The 26314-nt window shown below is 43.0% G+C and carries 22 protein-coding genes; 7 read left to right on the top strand and 15 right to left on the bottom strand.

Annotated features, from left to right (window positions below):
• The first annotated feature begins 32 nt into the window (after positions 1–32).
• Complete coding sequence (gene murA, locus BGI33_RS04475; RefSeq protein ID WP_100090196.1) at positions 33–1289, top strand: UDP-N-acetylglucosamine 1-carboxyvinyltransferase; 1257 nt, start codon at positions 33–35, stop codon at positions 1287–1289.
• 268 nt (positions 1290–1557) lie between these two features.
• Here murA and BGI33_RS04470 read toward each other — a convergent pair whose 3' ends face one another.
• Genes BGI33_RS04470 through cysT form a run of 3 tightly spaced genes read right to left on the bottom strand, consistent with a single transcriptional unit; the run spans position 1558 to position 4378 of the window.
• Entirely contained in the window at positions 1558–2640 is a 1083-nt protein-coding gene (locus BGI33_RS04470; RefSeq protein ID WP_100090132.1) for a sulfate/molybdate ABC transporter ATP-binding protein, read from the bottom strand.
• A gap of 29 nt (positions 2641–2669) precedes the next feature.
• Positions 2670–3542, bottom strand: coding sequence for a sulfate ABC transporter permease subunit CysW (gene cysW / locus BGI33_RS04465; RefSeq protein ID WP_100090131.1), 873 nt, complete (start codon positions 3540–3542; stop codon positions 2670–2672).
• Positions 3542–4378, bottom strand: a complete 837-nt coding sequence (cysT, locus tag BGI33_RS04460) for a sulfate ABC transporter permease subunit CysT (protein ID WP_100090195.1) — start codon at positions 4376–4378, stop codon at positions 3542–3544. Before cysT ends, cysW begins: the two co-directional genes overlap by 1 nt.
• Before the next feature lie 352 nt (positions 4379–4730).
• Between cysT and ppc the strand changes: the two genes are divergently transcribed.
• Both ppc and grpE read left to right on the top strand, forming a co-directional pair.
• A complete protein-coding gene (ppc, locus tag BGI33_RS04455; protein ID WP_100090130.1) occupies positions 4731–7433 on the top strand; it encodes a phosphoenolpyruvate carboxylase in 2703 nt (900 codons plus the stop codon).
• 267 nt (positions 7434–7700) lie between these two features.
• Positions 7701–8249 carry a nucleotide exchange factor GrpE gene (gene grpE, locus BGI33_RS04450; RefSeq protein ID WP_100090129.1) on the top strand — a complete coding sequence of 183 codons (549 nt, stop codon included), beginning with the start codon at positions 7701–7703 and terminating at the stop codon, positions 8247–8249.
• A gap of 150 nt (positions 8250–8399) precedes the next feature.
• On the opposite strand, the gene BGI33_RS04445 is transcribed toward grpE, so the two are convergent.
• Positions 8400–8789 carry a cupin domain-containing protein gene (locus tag BGI33_RS04445; protein ID WP_100090194.1) on the bottom strand — a complete coding sequence of 130 codons (390 nt, stop codon included), beginning with the start codon at positions 8787–8789 and terminating at the stop codon, positions 8400–8402.
• A 49-nt stretch (positions 8790–8838) separates the two neighbouring features.
• Positions 8839–9429: a hypothetical protein gene (locus BGI33_RS04440; RefSeq protein WP_100090128.1), complete on the bottom strand. Its 591-nt coding sequence runs from the start codon at positions 9427–9429 to the stop codon at positions 8839–8841.
• 360 nt (positions 9430–9789) lie between these two features.
• On the opposite strand from BGI33_RS04440, the gene BGI33_RS04435 reads away from it, so the two are divergent.
• Entirely contained in the window at positions 9790–10698 is a 909-nt protein-coding gene (locus BGI33_RS04435) for a hypothetical protein (RefSeq protein WP_100090127.1), read from the top strand.
• Between the two features lie 100 nt (positions 10699–10798).
• On the opposite strand, the gene BGI33_RS04430 is transcribed toward BGI33_RS04435, so the two are convergent.
• The 10 genes from BGI33_RS04430 to BGI33_RS04385 form a co-directional block, all read right to left on the bottom strand.
• Positions 10799–12109: a type II restriction enzyme gene (locus BGI33_RS04430; RefSeq protein ID WP_100090126.1), complete on the bottom strand. Its 1311-nt coding sequence runs from the start codon at positions 12107–12109 to the stop codon at positions 10799–10801.
• Positions 12102–12944: a DNA adenine methylase gene (locus BGI33_RS04425; protein ID WP_100090125.1), complete on the bottom strand. Its 843-nt coding sequence runs from the start codon at positions 12942–12944 to the stop codon at positions 12102–12104. The genes BGI33_RS04430 and BGI33_RS04425 overlap by 8 nt, the downstream gene beginning before the upstream one ends.
• Before the next feature lie 237 nt (positions 12945–13181).
• Positions 13182–13961, bottom strand: coding sequence for an amino acid ABC transporter ATP-binding protein (locus BGI33_RS04420; protein ID WP_306807384.1), 780 nt, complete (start codon positions 13959–13961; stop codon positions 13182–13184).
• On the bottom strand, positions 13942–14586 hold the full coding sequence (locus BGI33_RS04415; protein WP_100090123.1) for an amino acid ABC transporter permease: 645 nt from the start codon (positions 14584–14586) through the stop codon (positions 13942–13944). The genes BGI33_RS04420 and BGI33_RS04415 overlap by 20 nt, the downstream gene beginning before the upstream one ends.
• A 79-nt stretch (positions 14587–14665) precedes the next feature.
• Positions 14666–15457: an amino acid ABC transporter substrate-binding protein gene (locus BGI33_RS04410; protein ID WP_202984280.1), complete on the bottom strand. Its 792-nt coding sequence runs from the start codon at positions 15455–15457 to the stop codon at positions 14666–14668.
• Positions 15458–16103: 646 nt separating this feature from the next.
• Positions 16104–16874, bottom strand: a complete 771-nt coding sequence (locus BGI33_RS04405; protein WP_100090122.1) for an ABC transporter ATP-binding protein — start codon at positions 16872–16874, stop codon at positions 16104–16106.
• Positions 16875–16883: 9 nt separating this feature from the next.
• Positions 16884–17867 carry a FecCD family ABC transporter permease gene (locus BGI33_RS04400; RefSeq protein WP_100090192.1) on the bottom strand — a complete coding sequence of 328 codons (984 nt, stop codon included), beginning with the start codon at positions 17865–17867 and terminating at the stop codon, positions 16884–16886.
• 20 nt (positions 17868–17887) lie between these two features.
• Positions 17888–18676, bottom strand: coding sequence for a heme/hemin ABC transporter substrate-binding protein (locus tag BGI33_RS04395; RefSeq protein WP_100090121.1), 789 nt, complete (start codon positions 18674–18676; stop codon positions 17888–17890).
• Between the two features lie 100 nt (positions 18677–18776).
• Entirely contained in the window at positions 18777–19817 is a 1041-nt protein-coding gene (locus BGI33_RS04390) for a hemin-degrading factor (protein WP_100090120.1), read from the bottom strand.
• A 41-nt stretch (positions 19818–19858) separates the two neighbouring features.
• A complete protein-coding gene (locus BGI33_RS04385; protein WP_100090119.1) occupies positions 19859–22060 on the bottom strand; it encodes a TonB-dependent hemoglobin/transferrin/lactoferrin family receptor in 2202 nt (733 codons plus the stop codon).
• A gap of 556 nt (positions 22061–22616) precedes the next feature.
• Here BGI33_RS04385 and BGI33_RS04380 point away from each other — a divergent pair.
• From BGI33_RS04380 to BGI33_RS04370, 3 genes are all read left to right on the top strand, one after another.
• Positions 22617–22958, top strand: a complete 342-nt coding sequence (locus BGI33_RS04380; RefSeq protein ID WP_100090118.1) for a hypothetical protein — start codon at positions 22617–22619, stop codon at positions 22956–22958.
• A 472-nt stretch (positions 22959–23430) separates the two neighbouring features.
• Positions 23431–25107: a M48 family metalloprotease gene (locus tag BGI33_RS04375; protein ID WP_100090117.1), complete on the top strand. Its 1677-nt coding sequence runs from the start codon at positions 23431–23433 to the stop codon at positions 25105–25107.
• 572 nt (positions 25108–25679) lie between these two features.
• Positions 25680–26314, top strand: a 635-nt coding sequence (locus tag BGI33_RS04370; RefSeq protein ID WP_144235363.1) for a hypothetical protein, incomplete at its 3' end; no start/stop codon positions are given.

Below are 26314 nucleotides of genomic sequence, written 5' to 3'. Positions count from 1 at the left end.
GACAGCCTTTACTGCCATCATTGAGAATTTATATGGAAAAATTAAAAATCCGTGCTAACGGCGCATTAAACGGCGAAATCATTATTTCTGGCGCCAAAAATGCAGCCCTGCCTTTGCTGTGTGCTTCACTACTGACACGGGATACCCTGCATCTGACTAATGTCCCTATGCTGCGGGACGTTAAAACCACCCAAAAACTGTTACAGGGCATGGGCGCACGCGTACTGACAGACAACGTACATGAGTTCGAAATCAACTGTAGCGGTATCAACAATACCTGTGCACCATATGATCTGGTCAAAACCATGCGTGCTTCCATTCTGGTATTAGGACCGACACTGGCGCATTTTGGTGAAGCTCAGGTTAGCCTGCCTGGCGGGTGTGCCATCGGTTCACGACCGGTAGACCAGCATCTGAAAGGGCTTGAAGCCATGGGTGCCGAAATCAGTATCGAGCATGGCTACGTCAAAGCCCGTGCCCGACGTCTGCAAGGCGCACATATCGTCATGGATATGGTTACCGTAACCGGTACAGAAAACCTGTTAATGGCTGCAACATTGGCAGAAGGTACTACCATTCTGGAAAATGCTGCCATGGAACCAGAAGTTACTGATCTTGCCGACTGTCTGGTTAAAATGGGAGCAAATATTCAAGGTATAGGTACTCCTACTCTTACCATTACCGGTGTAGAAAAACTACATGGTTGTACCCACCGCGTAGTACCCGATCGCATCGAAGCCGGTACTTTCCTGTGCGCAGTAGCTATGACCGGTGGTAAAGTAGTTCTCAAGCATGCCGCCCCTAAAACCATGCTGGCCATTCTGGAAAAACTAAGTGAAGCTGGTGCTATTATTGAAGCGGGTGACGACTGGATCAGCATCGATATGCAGCAGCGTCCTAAAGCCGTAGATATACGCACCCTGCCCTATCCGGCATTTCCCACCGACATGCAGGCACAGTTTATGGTAATGAATACCATCGCCAGTGGTAACAGTAAAGTAGTAGAAACCATTTTTGAAAATCGCTTTATGCATGTACCTGAACTCAATCGCATGGGAGCACAGATATCAGCTGAAGGCAATACCGCCATTGTAGAAGGAGTGGAACAGTTATCTGGTACCACCGTAATGGCCACCGACCTGCGTGCATCGGCCAGTCTTGTCCTGGCTGGTCTGGTAGCGAGTGGTGAAACCACCGTTGAACGTATTTACCATCTGGATCGTGGTTACGAAAACATTGAACAAAAACTGAGTGGCGTAGGCGCTATTATTGAACGCGCTAGCAACTAGTAAACATCACAATCCAACAACAGGGCTATTGGGCAAATCCAGATAGCCCTGTTTTTATATAATATACATATAAATTTAAATACCTAAGAAGTTATAATCTAGTTTCTGAATAGTCATTTTCTATATATACTAACTAAACACATAAATTATTTAAAATATTAAACAAAAATATTGATTAGTACGGATAACTCGAAATAAATTAATCGCCAATACAGGCTGATTAACATATCAATTAACAGCAAACCTGAAGCCTAATTTTTACATCGCATTAAATTATATAATCCACCAGTTCTGGCAAGCTGAATATAGCTAGGCGTTGTGGTTTGAACCACACTGTTTGTGATGGTTGCAGAGCCAGTGTGCGAAATTCTGCTGGTGACAGCCACACCTGTATACGCTGTTTATTATCCTGTCGCCGTAGCCACAACCTGATCTGTGCACCGATAACATGTATTTCTTCCACAATTGCAGCAGCAATCACATTATCCTGAATATGAGTTAATAGCTGTATTTCCTGCGGGCGCACATAGACAGCCACATTCTGGCGCGCGCATTCTCCTGTGGTGACCGGTTCGCAATAGCTGCCCAGACACAGTTGCCCCTGTTCAATACAGGCATCTTCAAAAACATTCACTTCGCCCAGAAACTCGGTAACAAATACATTCCCCGGATTATCATACAGAGATGCAGCCGCACCACTTTGCTCAATTTTGCCCTGATTCATGACCACGATCTGATCAGCCATTTCCAGAGCCTCTTCCTGATCATGTGTAACTAGCACACTGGTAATGTCCAACTGATGGTGAATTTCCACCAGCCACCGGCGTAGCTCCTTGCGTACCTTGGCATCCAGTGCACCAAAAGGCTCATCCAGCAACAGCAGTTTTGGTTTGGTTGCCAGCGCCCGTGCCAGTGCAATACGCTGGCGCTGGCCACCAGATAATTGCTGTGGATATACTTTTGCCAGCCACTCCAGCTGCACCAGTTGTAATAATTCTTCTACCCGCGCGGCTATCTCTGCTTTACCCGGGCGCAAGCGGCGTGGCAATACCTGCAAGCCAAAAGCAACATTATCAAACACTGTCATATGGCGAAACAGCGCATAGTGCTGAAACATAAACCCAACCTGCCGCTCACGCACATGCAGCTTGCTGACTTCCTTATCCGCAAAAAACAGTTCGCCCGAATCGGCGTGTTCCAGTCCAGCAATAATGCGTAACAAAGTGGTCTTGCCACAACCAGAAGGGCCAAGCAAAGCTGTCAGCGAACCAGCCGGCACTTGTAAATTAATATCCTGTAAAGCGTGATAATCACCATAATATTTGTTCAAATGTTTAATACGAATACCCATAATCGCCACTCAACACAGTACCTTACTGTTTAATCCATAACTGCAGCCTGCCGACGTTGGGCATCTGTGCACAAACGTGCCTGATGCCAATCGAGAAACTTCTGCAATATCAAAGTACATAACGCTAGTAAGGCCATCAAACTGGACACAGCGAACGCACCTACCATGTTGTATTCGTTGTACATCATCTCTACCAGTAACGGCATAGTATTGGTTTCACCACGAATATGACCCGAAACCATGCTAACCGCCCCAAACTCACCCATCGCACGCGCATTAGTCAGAATAATGCCGTAAACCAGTGCCCATTTCAGATTGGGTAAAGTCACACGCCAGAACATTTGCCAGCCACTGGCACCCAGTATCAGTGCTGCCTGCTCTTCACTGCTTCCCTGAGCCTGCATTAATGGAATTAATTCACGTGCTACAAATGGAAATGTTACAAACAGAGTAGCCAGCACCATGCCCGGTACGGCAAAAATAATCTGTATTCCATACGCATCCAACCAACCACCAAACCAGCTATTACTGCCAAACAACAATACAAACATCAGACCAGCAACAACTGGTGATACAGCAAACGGCAAATCCAGTAATGTTGTCCACAACTGCTTACCACGAAAAGAAAAATGGGTTAACAGCCATGCTATCGCTACTCCCAGAACCACATTAATCGGCACTACAATCAGGGTAATCAACAATGACAGGCGAATGGCTGCCAGTGCTTCCTCATCGGTCAAAGCAGCCAGATATAATTGCCAGCCCTTTGCCAGCGCAAAGCTGAATACCGACAACAATGGCAGCACTAACAACACGCCCAGAAACAGCAGCGTTATGCCAATCAGCACACAGCGCAGCCAGCGCGGCTCAGAGAGCAATTCATTAGTTTTAACTATACTCATCAATATCGCCCCTGCATACGCCGGCTCAAACGCCATTGCCATAAATTCAGCGTAAATAAAATAACAAAAGAAATAATCAGCATAAATAGCGCTACTGCTGCTGCGGCCGGTAAATCAAACAGTTCAAACTTACTGACAATAATCAGTGGCAGAATTTCCGATTTAAACGGTACATTTCCTGCTATAAAAATGACTGAACCATACTCGCCAGTGGCACGTGCAAAAGCCATACCTGCCCCCATTACCAGCGCGGGCAAAACCTCCGGTAACAGCACTCTGAATATAATTGTTAATCTGGATGCACCCAATATCGTTGCCGCCTCCTCATATTCTCCCGACAACTCAGCCAATACCGGCTGCACAGCCCGCACCACAAACGGCAAGCTAACCAGTAGTAATGCCAGCCAGATACCTGTCGGCGTAAATGCTATCTGCCAGCCAAACCGGGCAAATATTGCACCTATCCAGCCAGTGGGTGCATATAAAGTAGCCAGAGCTACCCCCGTTACCGCTGTCGGTAATGCAAATGGTAAATCCACCAGAGCATTGACCAAATCTTTGCCGCAGAAGTGATAGCGCACCAGCACCCATGCCACTAATGTTCCCAGCAGCACACTGGCCAGCATCGCCAGTAAAGACATTTTCAGCGTCAACCATACCGCAGCAAGCGTCCGCTGCTCGAAAATTAACCGCATAAAACCCTGCCAGCCCAAATCAGTAACCGTCCACACCAGCATCGCAAATGGTAATAACACCAGTAATGACAGCGATAGCACACTCACACCCAGACTAAGCGTAAAACCAGGCAATACAGATGGCTGTTTCAATAACAGCATAACTTTTTCTCCCATAGACCCGACAGGCACCCACAACATCAGCAGCAGCACGGTAAAAAATACCGACACAAATTAGAATCACCTTGTTCAGGCTATGTCCCAACAGCAAAATATGCCAAAAAATTATAAACAGAACGCATAAAACCAAACAGCAACATCATTCTGCTGTGCTACAAGCACCAACAATATAAAAGGCCGTCCGGACAATTGAGAAAGAATATATTTTTGTAACCTAAGAAGCAGTAGTTATAACCCTTTATCAAATCAGCAGTATTGCCGACAGAATCACCACGTAATATCATAGAGCAAGCTATTGAACATAAACATACCAATCTGCAAAAGCGAGAAAACCATGCCCACACCACTTCTGGACAAACACAAAGACGCTCCCCTATTGGCAGACATCAGCTTTCTGACTCAGGCATTATTTAACATCTTGCAACACGAAACTACCACAGCCGTACAAACCGTATTACGCCAGCTACTCAATGGCAACCAGCCACAAACCACCATCCAGCAGGCACTTCCCACCCTCGACTTGCGCCAGCAACAAGACCTGATTCGCGCTTGCAGCCTGTTTGCACAGGTATTAAACATCGCCGAAGATGCTCATCATGAACGGCGGCGGCAGGCATACGAAAACAACAGCCAGCACCCCGGGCGTACCAGCTTTATTCGCGTTATCAACCAGATTCAGCAACAGCATATCAGCACCGCCGAGCTGGAACAGACCTTACAGCACACCAGCATCAGTGCTGTTCTCACCGCCCACCCCACCGAAGTACAACGCCAATGCATTCTCTGTTTCCAGCGTCATATCCGTACTATCCTTAACGAGCGTAACCATACTAGCAAACATCACAGCGAACAGTTACAACAACAGACTGAAGCCATCCTGCTGGCCTTATGGCAGACTGATGAAACCCGTCATTTCAAAATCAGCGTTAGCGATGAAATCTACAACAGCGTAACTTATTTTCCATTAAGCTTTTTCAAAGCCGTACCTGCGCTGTATCGCAAGCTGCAACAGCAACTTGCCAGCGTCTACCCGCAAGCCAGCCTGCCCAACGTAATCAGCATAGGTGGCTGGGTTGGCGGCGATCGTGACGGCAACCCCTTTGTCAATGCCGATACATTACAGGAAGCCTTCACCTTTCAGGCCAATACCCTGTTGCAGCATTATCACCAGTGTCTGGATGAACTGCATCAACTACTGCCTCTGTCAACCCGCCGCGTGCAAGTTGATCACACCGTTCTCCAGATGGCCGAACAGTCACCGGACACCGCCACTGCACATAAAGAAGAACCTTATCGGCGTGCCCTCACCTATATACAGGCACGCCTCCATGCCACAGCACAACAACTGGGTATCAAACCAGACAGTCCGCCTCATGGCCTGCCCCCCTATCAACAGCCGGCAGAACTCCTACAGGAACTCAACAATATCGCCAGCTCGCTGCAACAAAATGGCAGTGCCCTGCTCAGCCATGGCAAACTGGCTGATCTGATTCGTTCTGTTTCCCTGTTTGGCTTTCATCTCATGCCCATAGACTTACGCCAGCATGCGGCCAAACATACCGAAGTTGTGGCCGAACTGTTTACCCATGCCGGTCTTGAAGCTTTTCAGACCTTAAGCGAAGCAGCCAAACAGCGCGTACTGTTACGCGAGCTGAGCACCCAGCGCCCCCTGTATAGCCCTTATATCCAGTATAGCTCCCATACCATGCGCGAACTGGCTATTTTCCAGACTGCTGCCAGCATCAAAAATCGCTATGGTGAAACAGCCATCAACCAGTGCATCATCTCTAATACCGAAACCGTTAGCGATATACTGGTAGTCGCATTACTACTTAAAGAAACCGGTCTGCTGACTATCAGCAACGAAAAACCCACCAGCCGTATCAACATCGTTCCTCTGTTTGAGACCATCGATGCCCTGCACAATTGCCTTGGCATCATGGATAACCTATTCAACCTGCCGTGGTACCGTGCATTCCTGCACAGCCGCAATAACCTGCAAGAAATCATGCTGGGTTACTCCGACAGCAATAAAGATGGCGGTTACGTCACCAGCCAGTGGTCACTATATCAGGCAGAATCCAAACTAGTACAACTGTTTGACCGCCATCATATCCGCCTGCGCCTGTTTCATGGCCGTGGCGGTAGCGTTGGGCGTGGCGGAGGACCATCTTTCGACGCTATCATGGCACAGCCAGCCGGCAGCGTAGCCGGACAGATACGCATTACCGAACAGGGTGAAGTCATCACTGCCAAATACGCCGACCCTACCAATGCCGAACGCAATCTCGAAGCACTGATTGCCGCCACCCTCGAAGCCACCGTATTACCACCCCAAAACAGCGAGCCCGACAGCAAACTGATGGATGCACTGTCTGTCAGTGCATTCAAATACTACCGCCAGCTGATCACCTTTCCCGGATTTATTGACTACTTCCTGCAAACCAGCCCGATTCAGGAAATTGCCAGCCTCAATATCGGCAGTCGTCCGGCCAGCCGTAAAACACTGGCCAGAATTCAGGACTTACGCGCCATTCCGTGGGTATTTTCCTGGACTCAGAATCGCCTCATGCTCCCAGCATGGTATGGTTTTGGCAGTGCCGTAGTCGACCTCATCGAACAGGACAGCAGCAATCTGCAACGCTTACAGCAACAGGCACAACACAGCCCCTTTTTCCAGACCATGCTGTCCAACATGGATCAGGTAATGGCAAAAGCCGATCTCACCATTGCCAAAGCCTATATCAGCCTTGCCACTGATCAAGAAGCCGCCCAAACCATTTACACCATGTTGGCAAACGAATTTGAGCGCAGCCGACAAGCCTTACTCAACATCTTGCAACGCCAACACTACCTGAGCGACAACCGTACACTGGCGCGTTCACTGGCCTTACGCATCCCCTATTTGAACACCCTGAACTGGCTTCAGGTTCATTTGCTGGAACAACTGCGCCAGCAACCGGATAACAGCGAAATACTCCAGCTTATCCACCTGACCATTAACGGTATTGCTCAGGGATTGCGTAATACCGGCTAAATATCAACCAAAACGGCGGACAGCACTATCTGCGCGTCCGCCTATCAACCCTCTGCCTGCCAAACTACGCCCAATCCGGTATTTACATTTCTATCCTGAATAAGGTATTTAAATACCCAGATAAAAAAACGCGCATAAATTGCGCAATAAAATCAAAACTGTAATCACTCTAAGCAAAAACCATCATAACCCCACCTCGATCGCTTGAAATAGCGCCACAACGACCCAATTTAATTAAATAATTCACCTTTTTGCCGAGGAAAAAACATGCAACCGGAAAACAACACTGAAAACGAAACTCAGATTAACGATAACACCGAAACCACAGAACCAACAGTTGCCCCCGAAGCCACCATCGAAGACTTACAGGAACGCATTAACGAGCTTGAAGGACAACTCAAAGACGAACAACTGCGTTCGCTCGCAACCGAACAGAACCTGCGCCGCCGTCATCAGGAAGAGCTCGAAAGCGCACACAAATTTGCTGGCCAGAAATTTGCCAGTGCCATGCTGCCCGTTAAAGACTATCTGGAAATGGCACTGCAAGACCAGAGCGGCAACTTTGATGCCCTGAAAATGGGCGTACAAATGACCTTGACCGAACTACAAAAAGCTTTCGACCAATCTAACGTGAAAGAAATCACCCCCAAAGCCGGTGACAAGCTCGATCCACACCGCCATCAGGCTTTGCAAAGCGTAGACAGCGAACAGGAACCCAACACCGTGGTTTCCGTTATGAAAAAAGGCTATACCCTTGCCGACCGCGTATTACGCCCAGCCATGGTAACCGTAGCCAAAGCGGCTGACGCAGAATAAATCCGCTTACACAAAAACCGTCAGACATACCATTGTCTGACGGTTTATATATAAACAGCTTTATCCCTGCCCAATTACATTCTTTTCAAAGAGCAAAAAAACAATATGCCGCTCCGGCTATTCATCTGAGCAGTAAAACCACACCTGAAATTATTGCTCAGCAATCACATCAATAAATACCAGCGGCTCCTTACCTATATTGGCCAAAGCATGCGATTGCCCCTTACGCGCAATCGTTACATCACCAACCGTAACTTGATAAGATTTACCATCAGAATCAGTAAACAGACCTATCCCAGAAACAATAATATAAGTATCCTCATTATGCTCATGCCGATGAAAACCGATTGAATCACCCGGTTGCAACGTCATCCAGCCAATCTCCTTGATCGCCTCATCTCTCTTTGCCGCATCTCGTCTGAATGCAAACTGCCCATACAAAGTGCCCTTACCACCTGCTGCGGCATCGCGATTAAAACCAATCAATTCATCTTTTGTATACACATCAGCCCATACCGTACTGGCCATAGCGGCCAGCATCAATGCAAGCAACCATCTAGATAACATCATTCCACCTCCATATCAAAAGTCACTTATAATCCGGCCATACTTTTTCAGCAGCAAGCCGGGTAACATTACATACCAGTATTACTTCACACGCTCCCGCTCCCCTGTCAGTGCGTGACAATGACGATACCACATACCTATTTCCCATATCGACTCTAACCAGCCAACCATCCACACGAACATTATCCCCAACCTTAATACCACTAATCTGAGTAGCTATTTTTTTATTTGCCGGAATCAAATGGACATTCGAAGCATTCAGGTACATATCATCATAAGAATATGGCATAGAACCTCCATCTTTAGTGCCGGCAATACCACCAAAACGGGCTCTCTGCTCAAATTTCAGGCGCTTTACTACCTTTTCATTAGCCATAAACCCCCACCCCACAAACCAGTCAATTGCAGAGATACTAGCGGGTTCATCATAAAGATAAGCAGCGCGATGTAGTACACGTGTGGGCATACTAAACCCAGCCAAAGGAGTCATTTTTACTTTTGGCAACACAAACGGCTGCATCCCTTTTGGTATTTCTGTTTGCAATGGTTCATCACCTGTAGCCATCGGCGGAAACTGCGAACAATCCACACCGTCATTTAAATATGCAGACATAACCACCCGAGGTGAATAAGGCGAAAATCGCCACCAGCCAACACATAATAATAAAATACCTATCAATAACTTCCGATATTGATAAAAAATTCATGGCAAACCTAAGCAAGAATATTTAATCCAGATTTTAGTTCTATACCAAAAATAATATTTTTATCTTAACCACTTACAACATTAATAGTAAATAAATATTAAAAATAAACGTTCTCAGTGTGTAACTCTCTCCTAAAAGAAACAAAAATATAATCAATCTGGCTAGTTATTAACTTTAATTGTTCTTTGTTCTGGTCTATCACCAATTAATCAAGTATAAACACATAACACCGATATTACCTTATACTGTAAAAAAGGATAAAATCCATGCGCTTATCAAACCTGTTTTTTATTTTTATATGCATAGCCCTAAGAGTGGCCATAGCAAAAGAAGTAGTATTACCGGTAACCTTTACCAAAGATACCCATATTGCCAAAGTAGTCTTAAATATCAATGGCAAACCAAGCCAGTTTCAGCTTGATACAGGTTCACAGACAGCCTTGCATTTACCGCTAAATACACTGCAACAACTGCCAGATACGACCAAAAACCAAAATACCAATAAAAGTCTGGATTTAAGCGGAAAAATTAATGAAACACAAAAATTTCTGATAAAACATCTAGATATTAACGGGCTTAACTTTGACAACATCAATGCAGAAGAACTGAAACCATGGGGCTGGAGTTATTCCAGTACTGAGGAACAGGCACCTGCACCAGATGACAACCTGCCGGTTATCGGTTTGCCACTCTTTCAGAATCACATCCTTACTCTGGATTTTGCGCACAAAAAAATCATAATCGATGATGGTCAGGATTCTGCCCAGATAAACCAGCAATGGATTGCTTTCCCCTACAACATTCATCCCAAAGAAGGCATTATCATCAACCTCACCGACCAGAAAAAACCATATAGCCTTATTCTGGATACCGGAGCATCAATGACCTTTATCAAAGGAAAATTACTGCCAGCATCATTCAACAGCAGCAATAAAACACCCGCAGCCAAATCCGAAGAAGCCACACTGCGCCTGAATAAAAAAGGCAATCCCCAGACTGTTAAAATCATACTGACTAACCCATCCATACGTAAAATCCCCATTCGAGCGGCTATTATGGACGGTATGCCTGACCAATTTGAATCAGACGGCTTACTCGGCTTAGATTTCCTGAAAAAATATAGCGTGAAAATAGACCAGAAAAACCAGCAACTATGGATTAAACCGGCTTTCTGAAATGCGCATGCGAAGCTAAGACAACCAGTTATATTGATTTATAAAAAGCTATAGCTCCATTATAAACTTTACTTATAAATTCAAAAATTAGAATGGAATGTTATTTTGTTAAATTAACAATCCATTCTATCCATTTTGTCACAGTAGAAGCACGTCGCCTAAAAGTATCTAATGAGCGTATATTATATAAATTTGATTTTTGCATGATTTCAATAATTCTACTCTTCGAAGGCATTGTTCTGTTATTTTCGATATATTCTTTTAATACAAGATTAAATACATTATGTTGCAAAATTAGCTTACAAAATGACAACTGACGGTCTTTATAACCTACTTCTAATATCGATCTGCCTTTTTCTGTTAAACAATAACTAATCTCATCAGGACTTTTATTAACTAAACCTAAATATATGGCTGCATTAGTATAATAACCAGTTTGACGTTTAGTAAATGCATAGTTTACTGTTATTTCACTATGGCTTAATTCTTTTGCCACCAGTAGCTCACAGATATTAATTACTCGTTCAAATGTATTTGCCTGAGGGAAAGGAACTTTCGGTTCATCATATAATACAGATGTTTCTCGCATTACTTTTTCAATATCAAGAAATCTTATTTTGGTATCTTCAATAGTATATTTTCTATGCTTAATCAATACTAAAGAATTATAATATTCAAAATTTTGAAATTCATACTCATAAAAATTATATATACCATTAGAGTATATAAAAAATATTGGACGTACTGGTTTCTGAATACGTTTTTTCCAAACCCGATATGGATAATATAATTGCCTGATTAAAAAGTCCTTAGATATATCTAGCTTTGCTTCTATCAAAGCTAGTGAATGATTACCTTCGTATCCAGCATCAATTTCAATCTGTGATTTATCCACATAAATTCGTTGGGTTGAATGACATACCTTTTTACCCTGCTTATTCAGATTGATAAAAAAATCAAAAGCACCCGATCCAGCTCTACCTGACACAGTGGGTTTAATTTCATTTTCCTGCAAAAAATCAGCAATAATACCTGAGGTAAAAGCACAATTTAAAGCCATCGCCTCACTGGTTATATTGGATAAATCCAGACTTTGAATATAATCTGGTAAATACATTCTTGTAATGGGTGTATCAGCCTTCACCTGCTCCAAACTCTGATACGCCTGAAAATTACCTATAATATAGCTACCACGAGTAACCGGTAAAATAGCAAGATGATTTTCAGAAAAAATTTTAGGCAGATTGACGAAATGATCAAATTTTGCCATTAATCTCGGTTCTTTTATTTTTTTTATTTCTTTTGCATCAATCTTAAAAAAACCCTCTCCCTCTATCCTTTCGAGAATATTATGTTCTTCAAATAGGCTGCACCAAGCTTCACTAATACTTAAATTTTTAAATTTACTCATAATTTCTTACAATAATCTCCTGCATTTTACCTCTACTTGACGAATTTGCTCCTACTAAGCGTCTGGCAGAAACAATTTTTATATTATATTTGCCATATTGTTCACAAATAAAGTCTGTTGCCGAATTGGACAACATAAATTTAATTCCACGCTCATTCAGCTCATCACAATACCTACGTAACCTTATTTGCTCTTCTCGAGAAAAACCACCTTTGGTATAACTGGTAAAACTAGCCGTAGCAGATATGGGATCATAAGGCGGATCAAGATATACAAAAGCATTGTCAGGCAGATTTCTTAAAATTTCTGTGTAATCACCGGCACTAATAGCTATCTCTGCACTATTCAAATAACCATTAATAGCCCTTAAAACAGGCTCATTAACAATATTAGGATTTGCATAACTGCCAAATGGCACATTAAACTCACCAGAAGCATTAACTCTGAACAAACCATTAAAACATGTTCTGTTTAGATAAATAATCCGAGCGGCTTTTTCAATATCGGAGAGCTGAGCATACGAATCCTTATTTCTATCCCAGCTGCGTACCTCATAAAAATGTTCTTTATCATTCTGAAATTTCTTTAGCCGCTCAATCAACGCATCAACATTATTCTTGATAACAATATAAACCTGAATCAGTTCATGATTGATATCATTAATGCAGGCTAATTGTGGTTGCAATGCAAAAAATAATGCACCACCACCTACAAAAGGCTCACAGTAGACAGAATAGTCTTTTGGTAATAAAGGAATTAAAGTATCAAGCAATTGACGTTTACCACCTGCCCATTTTAAAACTGGGGATATCAATTGATTTTTACCATATCTCATATTTAGTAACTCTTTATTTCAATGCCGATTAATCCAATATCACAGTGATCGGAACAAGTAATCTACCGGATCTGATATTTATTTACACTTCAATTTACTATCACTTACCACTTATCCATATATGTAATTTACATAATCAACATAGAACAAAAAGCATTATCATATATATATTTAATAACATCCGATCTTAATCATCATTTACAATATAAACACTAAGATCAGACAGGGAATTTCTGCTTACTTCAACATCGAGCTCAAAAACGCCTGTGTCCGTGCATGCTGCGGGTTAGCAAAAAAGCTTCTCGCTTCACCCGATTCAACAATCACACCTTTATCCATAAACAGCACCTTGTTGGCCACTTCGCGCGCGAAGCCCATCTCATGGGTTACCACCACCATCGTCATCTTGTCTTCAGCCAACTGCTGCATGGTTTTTAATACTTCACCGGTCAACTCCGGATCAAGTGCCGAAGTTGGTTCATCAAACAGCATAATTTGTGGCTGCATGGCCAGTGCACGGGCGATGGCAACACGCTGTTTCTGTCCACCGGATAACTGCGACGGATAACAATCCTGCTTGTTTTCCAAGCCTACTTTACGCAGCAGCTCCTGCGCCAGTGGCACAATTTCGTCACGCTGCATTTTTTTCACCGTGATTGGTGCTTCAATCACGTTCTGCAACACAGTCATATGCGGAAACAGATTAAACTGCTGAAATACCATACCCATGCGCGCACAGATATTCTTAATCGTCCGTTCAGGCACATAATGGGCGCGGTTATGGCTGTTATTCTGCACCAGAAAATCGTTTTCAATCGCAATGCTGCCAGCATCTATTTTTTCCAGATAATTCAGACAGCGCAGCAATGTAGATTTACCCGAGCCGGAAGAGCCGATGATGGCAACCACTTCCGAGCGTGCCACCTGAATATCCACACCTTTAAGCACTTCCACCTGACCAAAGGCCTTGTAAATACCGCGTGCATCTATCATTAAATCAGTCGTCGTAGCGTGCATAGCGTTTCTCCATTTTCTGGAAGCCCCAAGTCAGAATCAGGGTCATAATCAAGTAGAAGGCGGCCGCCACAGAAAACGGCATCAGATTGAATTCACGCTGTACCAACTGATAGGTTACCCGCATCACATCCTGCAACGCCAGTACATACACCAGCGAGGTATCCTTAACCAGCGTAATGGTTTCATTGCTTAATGGTGGCAGGATTTTTTTCCACATTTGCGGCAGAACAATGCGGCGCATAGTTTGACCATAGCTCATACCCAGCGTTTTTGCTGCCTCATACTGCCCCTTACCTACGCCCTGAATACCGGCACGGAAAATCTCAGCAAAATAGGCTGCATAATTGAGTACAAACGCCACTACCGCCGTGGTATAAGCAGGCAGCAGAATATTGACTGCCGGCAAGGCAAAGTAAATAAAGAAAATCTGCAACATCAGCGGCGTGCCACGCATCACCCAGATGTAAAAATTAACGATGTAATCCAGCGCTTTAATGCCAGACAGACGCAATAATGCCAATACCAGCCCCAACGGAATAGACAGCAGCAGGGTAATGGCAAACAGGCTGAGGGTAATTTTTGCCCCCGTCCACAATTCTGGCAACATATTTAACACATCATTCACGTGTAATCCTTAAAACAACAATAACGCTGCCTGAACAATTCACATTCAGGCAGCGTTGATTCCAAAGTAAAAACAGCACTTATTTGACGATGTCTTTACCGAACCATTTTGCGGCAATTTTAGCAGATGTGCCATCAGCTTTCATACTATCCAGAGCAGCCTGAATTTTCTGCTCCAAAGCCTGATCATCCTTACGGAACGCCACAGCATATTGCTCAGTACCGAAATCATCACTTAATACTTTATATTCATTCGGTTTTTTCGCAACATAATAACGACCAACCACTTCATCTACCACCAATGCATCCACGCGTTTGGTCGACACATCCATCAAAGCAGTCACATTATCAGAATATTTCTTCAACTCTTTAAAAGATTTAGCCACATTTGGTTCAGCTTCTACTGCGTCCACCGCACTGCTGCCATCTTGTACGCCAACGACTTTTCCAGCCAATTGCGCTTTGGTGCTAATACCACTATCAGGACGCACAACAATAATTTGATGATTATCCATATATGGTTTGGATAGCAATAATTGCTGCTGCCGCTGCGGCGTAATGGTGAGGCCATTCCAAAGCATATCCACACGCTTACTGTTAAGCTCCGATTCCTTGGCGCTCCAGTCAATCGGCTTAAGTTCTACGGCCAGACCGGCACGCTTGGCCGCTTCACGCGCCATATCAATGTCAAACCCAACCAGCTCATTTTTTTCGTTGCGAAAACCCATGGGCGGGAAGCTATCATCCAGCCCCATGACTACCGTCTTACTTTCACTGGAACCAGTTGTACCGGAAGCAGACTCACCACCACAGGCAGCAAGCGCCACCGCAGCCACAGAGCCCAATAAAAATTTACGCATGGCGTTTTGCATATAAAATTCCTGATTCAAGGGAAATAGATAATTGTGTCATACACTATACCGGAATTTTTTTACACTTTCACCTGCCAATACTGAAAGCTTCAATTGCAACCAGAATGCCAAGGGTAAAAACAGCAATATTGGCCATCAAACACATAATTAACTTATACAATGAGCAGATTATATCAACCATAAAACAATTTAATCATGCCGAATTATTTTCCGCTGGCGAATAGTATCCTGCGTGAAAACCAATATACACAGCATAGAATGGTTATATATCAATAACAGCATAAATCAAAGCTAAAGCCTTATGAGTATTACTCTGCCCCACCATGACTACGGTTATCCGTACATTCTATCCATTTATATGTATTTAATTTTCCAGAATTAACTGATTATGTTTATACTTGATTTTTAATACTTACAATATCTGCACTACGTTCCTGCTAATGGCTGCATTGCTCTCTTTTCCCACCAAAATTTGTAACAAACTAAGAATACAGGCCGTTAACGCAAAGACTGAGTACAACTAATGACAACAGTAATAAAAAACTAATTTTCCAAGTAGTTTCATGCCTTTAAAACTCAAATTAATTCCATCATTATTCATCATCCATTGAATATTCAGCTCAATCAATGCATTCTCATAGTTAACTCAGACTACTGCTGAATGCACGGGGTAATGAGCCATACGGAAAAACAGCTTGCCATCCTCTTCGATACGCCGGATTGGCCACTGATACACTTCACTGAGTAAATCAGACTGCATCACATCATGCGGTGTGCCAGAAGCAACTATCTGCCCCTCATTCATCAATACAATAAAATCGGCGTGATTGGCGGCCATAGTTAAATCATGCAACACCATAACGACCGAGAATTCAGCATGGTGTTCGCGCAAATAATGCATCAGGCGATGCTGATGGCGAATATCCAGATGATTGCAAGGTTCATCCAGCAATAACACCGGTGCATTCTGTAACAGGGCACGTACCACATTAGCACGCTGCTGCTCACCACCAGACAAACTGCCAATGCGTTGCTGTGCCAATGGGCGCAAATCAAAAACATCCAGCAGATACTGTAATTTTGTGGTCGGTGCCTGTGCTTTCTTAAACCAGCCTCCATGCGGATAACAGCCAAGCTGCACATATTCAGTCACAGTAAGCGGTAAATTATATTGTCCGTGCTGCCCTACCCAAGCAATCTGCCCACGCTTTAAATTACTGCCAACAGATTCTCCGCGTAACTGTACACCAGTGCCATGCAAGCCCAGCAGCGCACGCAATAAAGTAGATTTACCCGCACCATTCGGCCCGATAATACTGGTATGCTGATTGGCCGGCAAATCAAGCTGTGGTACAGATAAAATACAGCGGCTACGTGCTTGCACCTGCACATTACGAACAGTAAACAAACTCTCCATACCCAGCTCCTAACGCCGCAATGGCTGCAAAAACAGCCACAGGAAAAACGGCCCGCCAAGTAAAGCAATCACGATACCTACCGGCAAATCTACCGGATAGCTCAACCAGCGTGCCACACTGTCTACCAGTAATAAAAATACCGCTCCCAGCCAAGCAGATAGCAATATAATCCGGCGTCGGCTGCCGCCCCAGCTACGGGCAATCACATTCGGCACCATCATGCCCAGAAAGCCAATAATACCCGCCAATGACACTGCCGCACCTGTTAATAGCGCTGCGCCGATAACCGTCCACATCCGCGTACTGCCTACCGCTACTCCCATACTGATGGCGGTTTCTTCACCCAGCATCAGAATATCCAGCCGCCGTCCAACCACCAACAGTAAACCCAGCCCCAGCAACATCACGGCCAAAGCATACCAGGGCGAAGTAAAGCCAGCCTCAGCCAGACTACCAGCCAGCCAGTTAGTTGCACTGCGCAAGACCATATCATCCGACATAAATAAAATCAGACTCACCAGCGCACCACAAAAGGCACTAATTACAAAACCCATCACCAGCAGCCCCAATGTACCACCACCGAGCAGACGATGTACCGTCAGAATCAGTAAACACACCAGCAGTGCACCGAAAAAAGCGGCTAAAGGTACAGTTACCATCCCCCAGCCCAAGGCCAGAACAGCAATCACCCCCAATGCTGCACCACCAGAAGTCCCAATCAGACTCGGGTCTGCCAGCGGATTATCAAACAGCGCCTGCAATGCCGCACCAGCAGCAGCCAGCGCAGCGCCAACAATAAGCGCCACCAATACCCGCGGCAGCCGGATACCAAGCGTTATTTCATCCATCGACTGCGGCCACTGCCATCCGCCCATGCCCAGCCCCAGACAAAACCAGCTCAATAGCAGACTGAGTAACACAGCAGCGATGACCCAAACCAGTTTAGGCCAGAACACCCCCTTTACCACAGTTGGTTCAGGTGTACTGGCCATAGGCTGCTCTTGCATCATAATTATTGCGCCAGTTTATAAAGTTTAGGAATAACCTGCGGCGTATTCAGGCCATAGCGAAACAGATCATTTGAAGGCATAAAATAGATTTTATTCTGTTTTGCTGCCGGTGAAGCAGCGATTTCCGGCCGCTTAGCTAAGCCTTGTATCCCACCAACCAACTTTTGATTACGTTCGGCAATCAGAATAATATCCGGTTTCGCCGCCAGCCACGCCTCGCGCGACATCGGCTTCATCCCTTCGATAGCAGCAGCTGCATTGATGCCACCAGCACGCCTGATTAACTCATCTGCTGCGGTGCCCCGGCCAGAAACAAAGCGGCCATCATAGCTAACCAGATAGCGCTTACCCGTGTTCGGCATCTGTTTAACCTGACTCAGCCAGCGATCTGCCAATGCATTGGCTTCACTGGTTTTTCCAATAAGCTGACCAATTTGCCGAATACCAGCCGCATAGCCATTAATATCATCTTTGGGCGCAACATTCACTGCCATAATGCCCACCCGATTCAGATTGGCATAAATACTGGTTGGCTGTGCCATCCACGACCCCAGAACAAGAGTAGGTTTTCTGGCAGCAATCGGTTCCACACTTAATCCATGAAACAAACCAATACTGGGTACATTCTTCAGGGCTGGATTGGTAGAAGCCATCTCGCGGCCTACCACTTCTTTGGCACCACCCAGTTCTACCACAACATCAGCCACATCTGGTGTCAACGTAACAATGCGGGCAGCAAATGCAAACGGAAAAGCAGCGCACATTGCCGCTGCTAACAGTAATTTCTTCATGATTTACCCTTTTGATTACTCGCAGTATAGCGGCAGGCATGCCTACTACAGCTTATGATTACTCTTCATAGCCACAGCAACGCATACCTGCTGTAGCCGTTTAGCCTGCTAACAAGCCATCCATAAGCTGATGCCATGATTGCATTTCATCATTGCCCTCTTCACGGCGACCAAAAATCTGTACCACAGTCTGGCGATTTTTGTCGAAACCTTCAATACAGGTAACATAGCCTTCACTAATCGGGCGACGTACTACCCATGTTTCCACAATATCACTATCGCGCAGATGCAAATCAAAACCCTCTTCCGGCACTTTAGCATCCAGTACATTCAGATAACCATGTGAACGCACCACATTATGCACTTTACCAGTCTGAATCTGCACCAGTCCGCGGTTACCAACAAAAACCATAATTTCCAGCTTATTTGCCTGTACGTGCTCTAATACCTGTTCCCATACACTGCGATCCACCTGTTTGGTGCTGCCGGCAGGTGCATGACGGTAAGACTGCTGGCGGTCAATCTTAAACGTTTCCAGCAAACCACCAAAATGATGCACATCTTTCAGCTCATTCCAGCGTTCCTGAAAAGCCTGCTCACGCTCCGGTGACAATGGTTCCGGTACAGTAGCCTTAACCTCTGGCGCTGGTAAAAATTCCGGCTTACCACTGGTTGCAAACTCATCAATCAGCGCCTGCCATGCCTCCAGTTTAGTATCATCACGCATGAACACCTTTTCAATATTCACGCCATACTCATCGTAAAACTGAATCGAGCGCATGGTTTTATCGCCCATTACCATCGTTATGGCCAGCGCATGATGCCAGTTATGCAGGAAAAAGCGTAAATCCAGCCCACCTACATTCAAAGCCAGCCCAGTGCGCGCAGTCAGCGTAACATGCTCATAAACACCGATTTTCTCATGCACCGCTGCGTCATTGCGTACCACACTCAACACTTCACCCAGCGTTTCCAGCTTCAGCACCAGCTCGCGAATCTGGCTACCCAAATAAATCGAATCAGGGGCATCCGCCATTAATGCGCCTTCACTCACACCCAAATCAGCCGCAGCCTGACGCGGAAAATACATACGCCCTTCTACTGCGGCCTTCCTATCCAGATATTGTTGCCATAAACTCATATTTTGTTCCTTTACGAAATTATTATTGGTAGCAGATTTACTTAAAATGTGTAGCGTAAGCCAACATTAAATGTCCGTCCCGGTGCTGAGTAGAAGTCAGCATTATGTTTGGTTAATTTGGTGGCATTACCATCACTCTGGCTAGAAGTACCCGCCTGAGTATTCACATTCGGCATCATGTAAGCGATATCCGCCCAGTTCCAGTATTTTTGATTAAATACATTATTTACACCCACACGGAAGCTCAAATGCTTAGTCGGTTTCCAGAAACCACCCAAATCAACTAAAGTATAACTTCTTGATGGATTGTAATACCCCGTGTTCTGCAAATCACTTTCATCTTTCTTGGCTACATAAGTAAAATCCAGATTCGCTCCCCAGACATCTCTATCATAAGCTAAGCCCAATTTCACCTTAACCGGCATAACAGAATTCAGTGGCTGGTCTACACCATCCTGACGAATCGAACCGCGCGAATAAGCAATCGAACCACTTGCTTTCCAGTCTGGGGCAAATTTCCAACGAGCATAGGCTTCACCGCCATAGATATGTGCCTTACTGAAATTCTGAGCCTGCAATACCAGCGTTTGATAGCGGCTCCATACCGCCGGCAATGACACCTGATCAGCAATATTCACATAATCAATAAAATTCTTATAATGATTATCGAATCCGGCTATGCCATATTCAAATACACTATTCTGCCCGCGTATACCCAGCTCAAAATTATTGGCCGTTTCTGCCTTCAAATTTGGGTTGCCCCAAGAGCTGTAATTGCCCGGATTCCACGAAGAGGCCAATTGCTGTGAAGATGGCGCATTAAAGCCACGTGCATATTGGAAATAAGGTACCAGCAATGGATTTATCTGATAAGAAATGCCTAAACGCGGCGTAATTGCACTTTGATGCTTCTTACGCAACTCACTAATACTATTATCAGTTCCAGGGAAAAACCCACTATCATTAGGTTTCATACTATAATAATGCGCAGACAAACCGGGGCTTACCACCAGATTATCCCACTGCAAATCACCATCAACATACATACTGGCACGAATAGTCTTATTATCCGCATTCGGTTTTGATTTGGCATAATATCCCTGCCAGTCACTACTTAACTCATGGCGCGCAAAACTTAAACCGTAACGCCAGTCCTGATTCAAACCATTGCCATCAAAATGAGCACGCCAATCAGTGGTTAAACCCCATACTTTATCCTGATTGTTAAATTCAAAAGCACAGCGGTTTTTTATACTTGGAATCATACTGCTACAACCACGGATATAATCGCGATGAGTCACCGAATCAGTTTTGGTTTGCTGCCAGTAAAGCTGGGTTTTACCCTCTTGAATTATCCCTTCATCACGATGAAAATCATGCCCCAGCGAAAACCGCGTCTTCTTATTATCATCTGTACCATGAATATCCGTATAAGAACGATTAACCTGTGACAGCGAATCAGTCCACTGATTACGGCTCAAATACTCAGCCGCAAAATTGATGGTATTTTTATCATTAATATCAAATTCATGCTTAGTCAGAAAATAGCGGCTGTTGTGGTCAGCAGGATCTGCCTTAGTACGCAACGCCCCTTTGCCACCAACATCACCACGATTATCAGACTCATTACCCTTACGATAAGTCCCCAGCACCATACCGCGCCAGTAACCATTTTTCAAAGCGGCCGCACCAGTTACCGCTGTAGATTTATCCACACTATTGTATTGAGTATCAACATAGCCGCCCTGATTTTCTCCCTGCAAAATTTCATCCGCAGTCAGCGTGTGCATAGCCACCACGCCACCCAATCCAAAGCCACGGGCATTTTTGCTGATATCCACACCACTGAGTGCAGAAACATCCATAAAATTACCACGACCAAAAATTGCATACTGTCCGGTATGCTTCATTTCATTCGCTTCCGGCAAATCAATACCATCAATACTCATCGCCACACGATTACCACTCAGGCCACGGATATTCACACTGTCATTACCCTGCCGTGTTCCCTGTGTATTCAGTACTTCCACGCCCGGAATATCCTTTAATGCAGTTTTTAAATCTACCGCACCCTTTCTCTCAATAGCCTCTGCCTTGACCTTAGTATTCTTAAATACACTCGGCATAGAACGTTTTGCCTCAACATTAACTGTTGGCAAATGAGCCTCGCCTTCGGCATACCCCACTGCTGGAAAACCAATACAGGCTATAGCCAGCGCAATAATCTTAGGTGTGCGACGCATATCCAGTTAACCCCTTTTGACGAAATTGAGTATAAAGACACCACATTGTAAACAGTAATGATTCTTTTTTACAAGTAGTAATGCTTATTATTATCATTAATATTTATCTATATTATTTAACTAGCAGCCAGCCACCATTTATACTTACTTCACATAATAGTCATTAAAAATAAATATATAATAAATATGGATAAATTCAGTATTGTTACAAAATCAGGGCAATCAGATAGCATAATCTGCTATTCGGTAGTGTATCCATGAATTACAAAAGACATCACCAATACTGATAATGTTAGCCATTCGAAGTCCAACAAAAATCAAACATTTATAACTACTGGCTGGCATTCATACATAAAAATACATACCTTTTATATTTAATTTATGTCTGGCAATTATTCGTTGCAGTAAGGGCAGAATAAATACTGCCCATTAATATCCTATCCATACATAGCCAAAAAGTTGTAGGTTGTAGCTATTAACAAATAATGCCAATATACCAATACAATGACAGATATAATAAAATAATCCCATATCCACCAGACAACCCCAGATAATCATGCAACTTGACCGTGCTCTTCAGCATAAAATCCTTACCGAACTAACCGATTGTTTTCCCAATCCCTCACCACAGGATTTTTTTGATCAGCTCATAGCACAACATAGCCAAGACCATGTTTTGGGCAACCTCCTCTATCTGGACGGGCACGGATTAATCAAATTAAAAACAGATCAGGGACTCAATCATAAAGAAGTACTTTGGACTCTTACCGAGCCCACAGTACAGGCATTTGATTTTCTGGCAAATGATGGTGGCGTATCCGCCATCCTCAATAATGGAACCGCAAAATCGGATAATCATGCCGGTACTGACCAAGCAAATAAATTTAATCAAAAATGAGAAATAGAATAGGCACAACTTAATTGTTTTTAGGCCGTATAATGGTTAAAATAAATTTAATTTAGTAAATCATCGATTCTGAATTATTATTGGCTGGCTAATAATCCCGATTTCCACAGTAGTACAGAAAAAAGTAATAGGGTGATTATCTTGAATAAAAACACCGCAGCTCATACATTCTCGCTTAAAGAGCGAATCTATCTTTTTTTTTCATCATTTTATTGCCACTTATCAGCATTCGTCTAAGCCTTCACTTTTACCCCTCACCACAACAGCTTCAGAGCATCAATCAGGAAATCATTGAGCTTTCATTACTACAACAAGAATTACTACAACAACCCAGAATCCATAATAGCTACCGCCAGCGTTGTGAAATCACAAACAAGATTAAACAACATAATTTCACTCTTACATATGTCAAACCACTCGCCATAGGCGGCATACTTAGCGGCAGCATCTGTTTTTTACCGGAGTGATTACTTTATTCCTCATTCAACGCTTGGGCAGAAAAGCGGGTAAATCTGGAAAACAGTTGCGCACTAATTTTGCTATTGCCTCACACATCATACGGGCTATTCTACTGATATTGCCCATCAGCCTTTTTCTGTCTTTTTCATGCAGTCTTTTTATACTCACCGATGGTTTAATACTGACTAAATTAGCCATTGGCCTGATTGCTGTGGCAGGATTATGTCTCTCCATTTGGGAAATTTATAACAAAAAGAATATTACCGGAGGAGCCAGCGTAAACGGCGTACTTATCACATCAGAAACCAATCCCAGATTATACCAACTGGTTAAACAAATCGTTCAGAAGCTTGAGTTAAACGTTATGCCAGACAATATAGTATTTTGCATAGGACATGGTTTTAAAGTAAGTAATCAAACAATTTATGTGTATCCGCATAAAACCTCCTTGACTGGAAATACCTTATATCTGGATAGTACTTATATCAATTATTTAACCTTAGCCGAGTTAAGCAGCATAATAGCACACGAATTGAGCCATATTGCCAGCAATGACCCGAGCCTGCCTAAAGACTTTTATCGTCAGATTGACAGATTAACCGAAACCATTACTTCTTTTTCCCGATCTCGTTTATTCTATCCGGCATATCTGTTATCCAAACATTTTTACTGCTCATTCAACCGAGCAATACGGCAATGGAATCGTTCCAGAGAATATAGAGCAGATTCAAAGGCTTTAAAAATCATCCCCAAAGAATACCTTGCCTTAGCGTTGAGTAAGATACATCTTCTGCAAGTACCCATCAATCAGGCTCTGGATAATTATTACTATAACGCACATACAACCCATCTGCCTTTAGATTATGTTACCCACTATATAGCACATTCAGAAATACCTTCGCTTAGAAAACTGCTAAAAAAACAACCATCTGTTCACGACACACACCCAACTTTAGCTCAACGGCTATCTTCCGTTAAATATCGCGAACTAAATCGCCTGTGCGGTTTGCTTACCAGCATCAGCCCCACCTCACTGCTAACAGACCTGTTCAGTCACGAATTAAACACACTGCAAGCAGATTACCAAAACAATATCCAGAAGATAGCAAAAACCAATATCAATTATCTAAAAAGACACATCAATAATCGTCAGCAAACCATTACCATAAAACAGGGCGGGATTATCAGATTATTACTACGATCCTTACTGGCAAGCCTGTTCATCTTAATAACATACGCCTTTTTAATAGCTAACGAAAAACACGATTCTGAATGGCTAATAACCGTCATTATCCTTTCAATAGTCAGTATTTTTTGTTTACGCAGATGCTACAAAATGTATCAATGTATTGGTTCGCCACTGCTTACCATCACACCGCAAGGATTAGTCCTCCCATGCTTCGAAAAAGCCATCCCTTGGGAGCAGATAATCCATTATCAGATAAATGAAATTATGTATAAAAAACTAAATCTTTATCTCAATCCTGCATTTAACCCGGGCAAATTTAAACCCAGCAGCGCAAAAATAAAATATAACAGACAAAATAATCATATCCAGATAACTGCCTATGAAATCAAAAGCAAAATAAATTTACCAGACTGCGCCCCTTTAATATCAGACTATATAATAACAGCTACTGCCCGAGTAGAACTGCAACTGTTTACGCAGAACAAAGAATAATTAAAACATCGCGGTAGCAGCTAGCAGAAGATTTTTACCGCGTATTGAAACAAATCATTCTTGTAAATAAATTTTTAAAATTAGAGATTTTCAGCTTTAACCGTGCAGTTAAATGTTGAATTAACTATGAGAAAACTGCATGCTACGCTGCTAACAGGTAGTTTACTCACTACAACTAATATTTATAATGATTATTCTTATCCTGAAGTAAGCCCCCGCTGCTATCTAGTATAAATAGCTGTAAAGCTTAAATAGAATACTACCACCAACCTTACCACCTATAACAAAAGCATAGATATCCAGCAAATGAGCTTCCTTGAATCCACTGCCAAGATAGCTAGAATAACTTAAAGTAGCATTAGCTGTTAACTCGAACCGCATTTACACTTCAACATCATTTATCCACAAAATTAAACTTTGCCAGATAACCTATAAGCTACATCGCTAATCAAACCAAAACAGTATTAAATAATACAACTTAAATTCAACTGGTATCAACATGATAACCTTACTATCATTACCATAAATTAATGTATGATAACAAACTGAATGTACTTGTAGAAAGAAATAATATGGATAGCAAGGAAAAGAAAGTAGCCCCCGAAACAAATGAGATAAAAAAGCAAAGTTCCTCCGAATTTATAGCTTATTTATTCAAGTATTTTAAAGAAAATCCCATTATAAGTCTGTCAGCTCTGTCATTTGTTCTTGGAAATACTATATTAGTATTTTTCTTTTTTAAAATCGGGTTTATGCCTGACCTTAATCTTGAATCCATAACTTCAATCCTTTATGGTATCACAATATTGAGCATATTATTTATTGTGTATTTCTTGTTTTGCCTGATTTTTCCTGGATTATTTCTTTCCTATTCAAAAGATGAAATTTCAGGTGTTAAAATAGATCATTTGATTTGTTTAATTATAGCAGCATCAATTTTAGCTTTTTTATTCTTGAGTTTCTTAATGGGACTACCAAAAATAATCTCATTGGTATATTTTTATTATTCCATTGGGGGAATAGGTGCTGTTAATTTTATTTTATTAGGCATCTGGTATAGTTGTGGCAACCTAACTTTAATAAATAAATATCAATTTATAAAAATAAAAAATATTTATCCATACTTAAAAAAAGCCAAATCACAAAAATCAAATAAATATTTATTTTTAAAAATATTTTTCTTTTTTTCATTAATAATATTAATTAA

This window comes from Snodgrassella alvi (assembly GCF_002777425.1).
GTDB lineage: Bacteria > Pseudomonadota > Gammaproteobacteria > Burkholderiales > Neisseriaceae > Snodgrassella > Snodgrassella alvi_B.
This window is presented reverse-complemented; position numbering and strand designations above follow the sequence as displayed.

Coding starts and splice junctions, on each gene's coding strand:
- murA (WP_100090196.1), top strand. CDS start 33: ATGGAAAAATTAAAAATCCGTGCTAACGGCGCATTAAACGGCGAAATC.
- BGI33_RS04470 (WP_100090132.1), bottom strand. CDS start 2,640: ATGGGTATTCGTATTAAACATTTGAACAAATATTATGGTGATTATCAC.
- cysW (WP_100090131.1), bottom strand. CDS start 3,542: ATGAGTATAGTTAAAACTAATGAATTGCTCTCTGAGCCGCGCTGGCTG.
- cysT (WP_100090195.1), bottom strand. CDS start 4,378: ATGCTGTTATTGAAACAGCCATCTGTATTGCCTGGTTTTACGCTTAGT.
- ppc (WP_100090130.1), top strand. CDS start 4,731: ATGCCCACACCACTTCTGGACAAACACAAAGACGCTCCCCTATTGGCA.
- grpE (WP_100090129.1), top strand. CDS start 7,701: ATGCAACCGGAAAACAACACTGAAAACGAAACTCAGATTAACGATAAC.
- BGI33_RS04445 (WP_100090194.1), bottom strand. CDS start 8,789: ATGCTGGCCGCTATGGCCAGTACGGTATGGGCTGATGTGTATACAAAA.
- BGI33_RS04440 (WP_100090128.1), bottom strand. CDS start 9,429: ATGTCTGCATATTTAAATGACGGTGTGGATTGTTCGCAGTTTCCGCCG.
- BGI33_RS04435 (WP_100090127.1), top strand. CDS start 9,790: ATGCGCTTATCAAACCTGTTTTTTATTTTTATATGCATAGCCCTAAGA.
- BGI33_RS04430 (WP_100090126.1), bottom strand. CDS start 12,109: ATGAGTAAATTTAAAAATTTAAGTATTAGTGAAGCTTGGTGCAGCCTA.
- BGI33_RS04425 (WP_100090125.1), bottom strand. CDS start 12,944: ATGAGATATGGTAAAAATCAATTGATATCCCCAGTTTTAAAATGGGCA.
- BGI33_RS04420 (WP_306807384.1), bottom strand. CDS start 13,961: ATGCACGCTACGACGACTGATTTAATGATAGATGCACGCGGTATTTAC.
- BGI33_RS04410 (WP_202984280.1), bottom strand. CDS start 15,457: ATGCAAAACGCCATGCGTAAATTTTTATTGGGCTCTGTGGCTGCGGTG.
- BGI33_RS04405 (WP_100090122.1), bottom strand. CDS start 16,874: ATGGAGAGTTTGTTTACTGTTCGTAATGTGCAGGTGCAAGCACGTAGC.
- BGI33_RS04400 (WP_100090192.1), bottom strand. CDS start 17,867: ATGGCCAGTACACCTGAACCAACTGTGGTAAAGGGGGTGTTCTGGCCT.
- BGI33_RS04395 (WP_100090121.1), bottom strand. CDS start 18,676: ATGAAGAAATTACTGTTAGCAGCGGCAATGTGCGCTGCTTTTCCGTTT.
- BGI33_RS04390 (WP_100090120.1), bottom strand. CDS start 19,817: ATGAGTTTATGGCAACAATATCTGGATAGGAAGGCCGCAGTAGAAGGG.
- BGI33_RS04385 (WP_100090119.1), bottom strand. CDS start 22,060: ATGCGTCGCACACCTAAGATTATTGCGCTGGCTATAGCCTGTATTGGT.
- BGI33_RS04380 (WP_100090118.1), top strand. CDS start 22,617: ATGCAACTTGACCGTGCTCTTCAGCATAAAATCCTTACCGAACTAACC.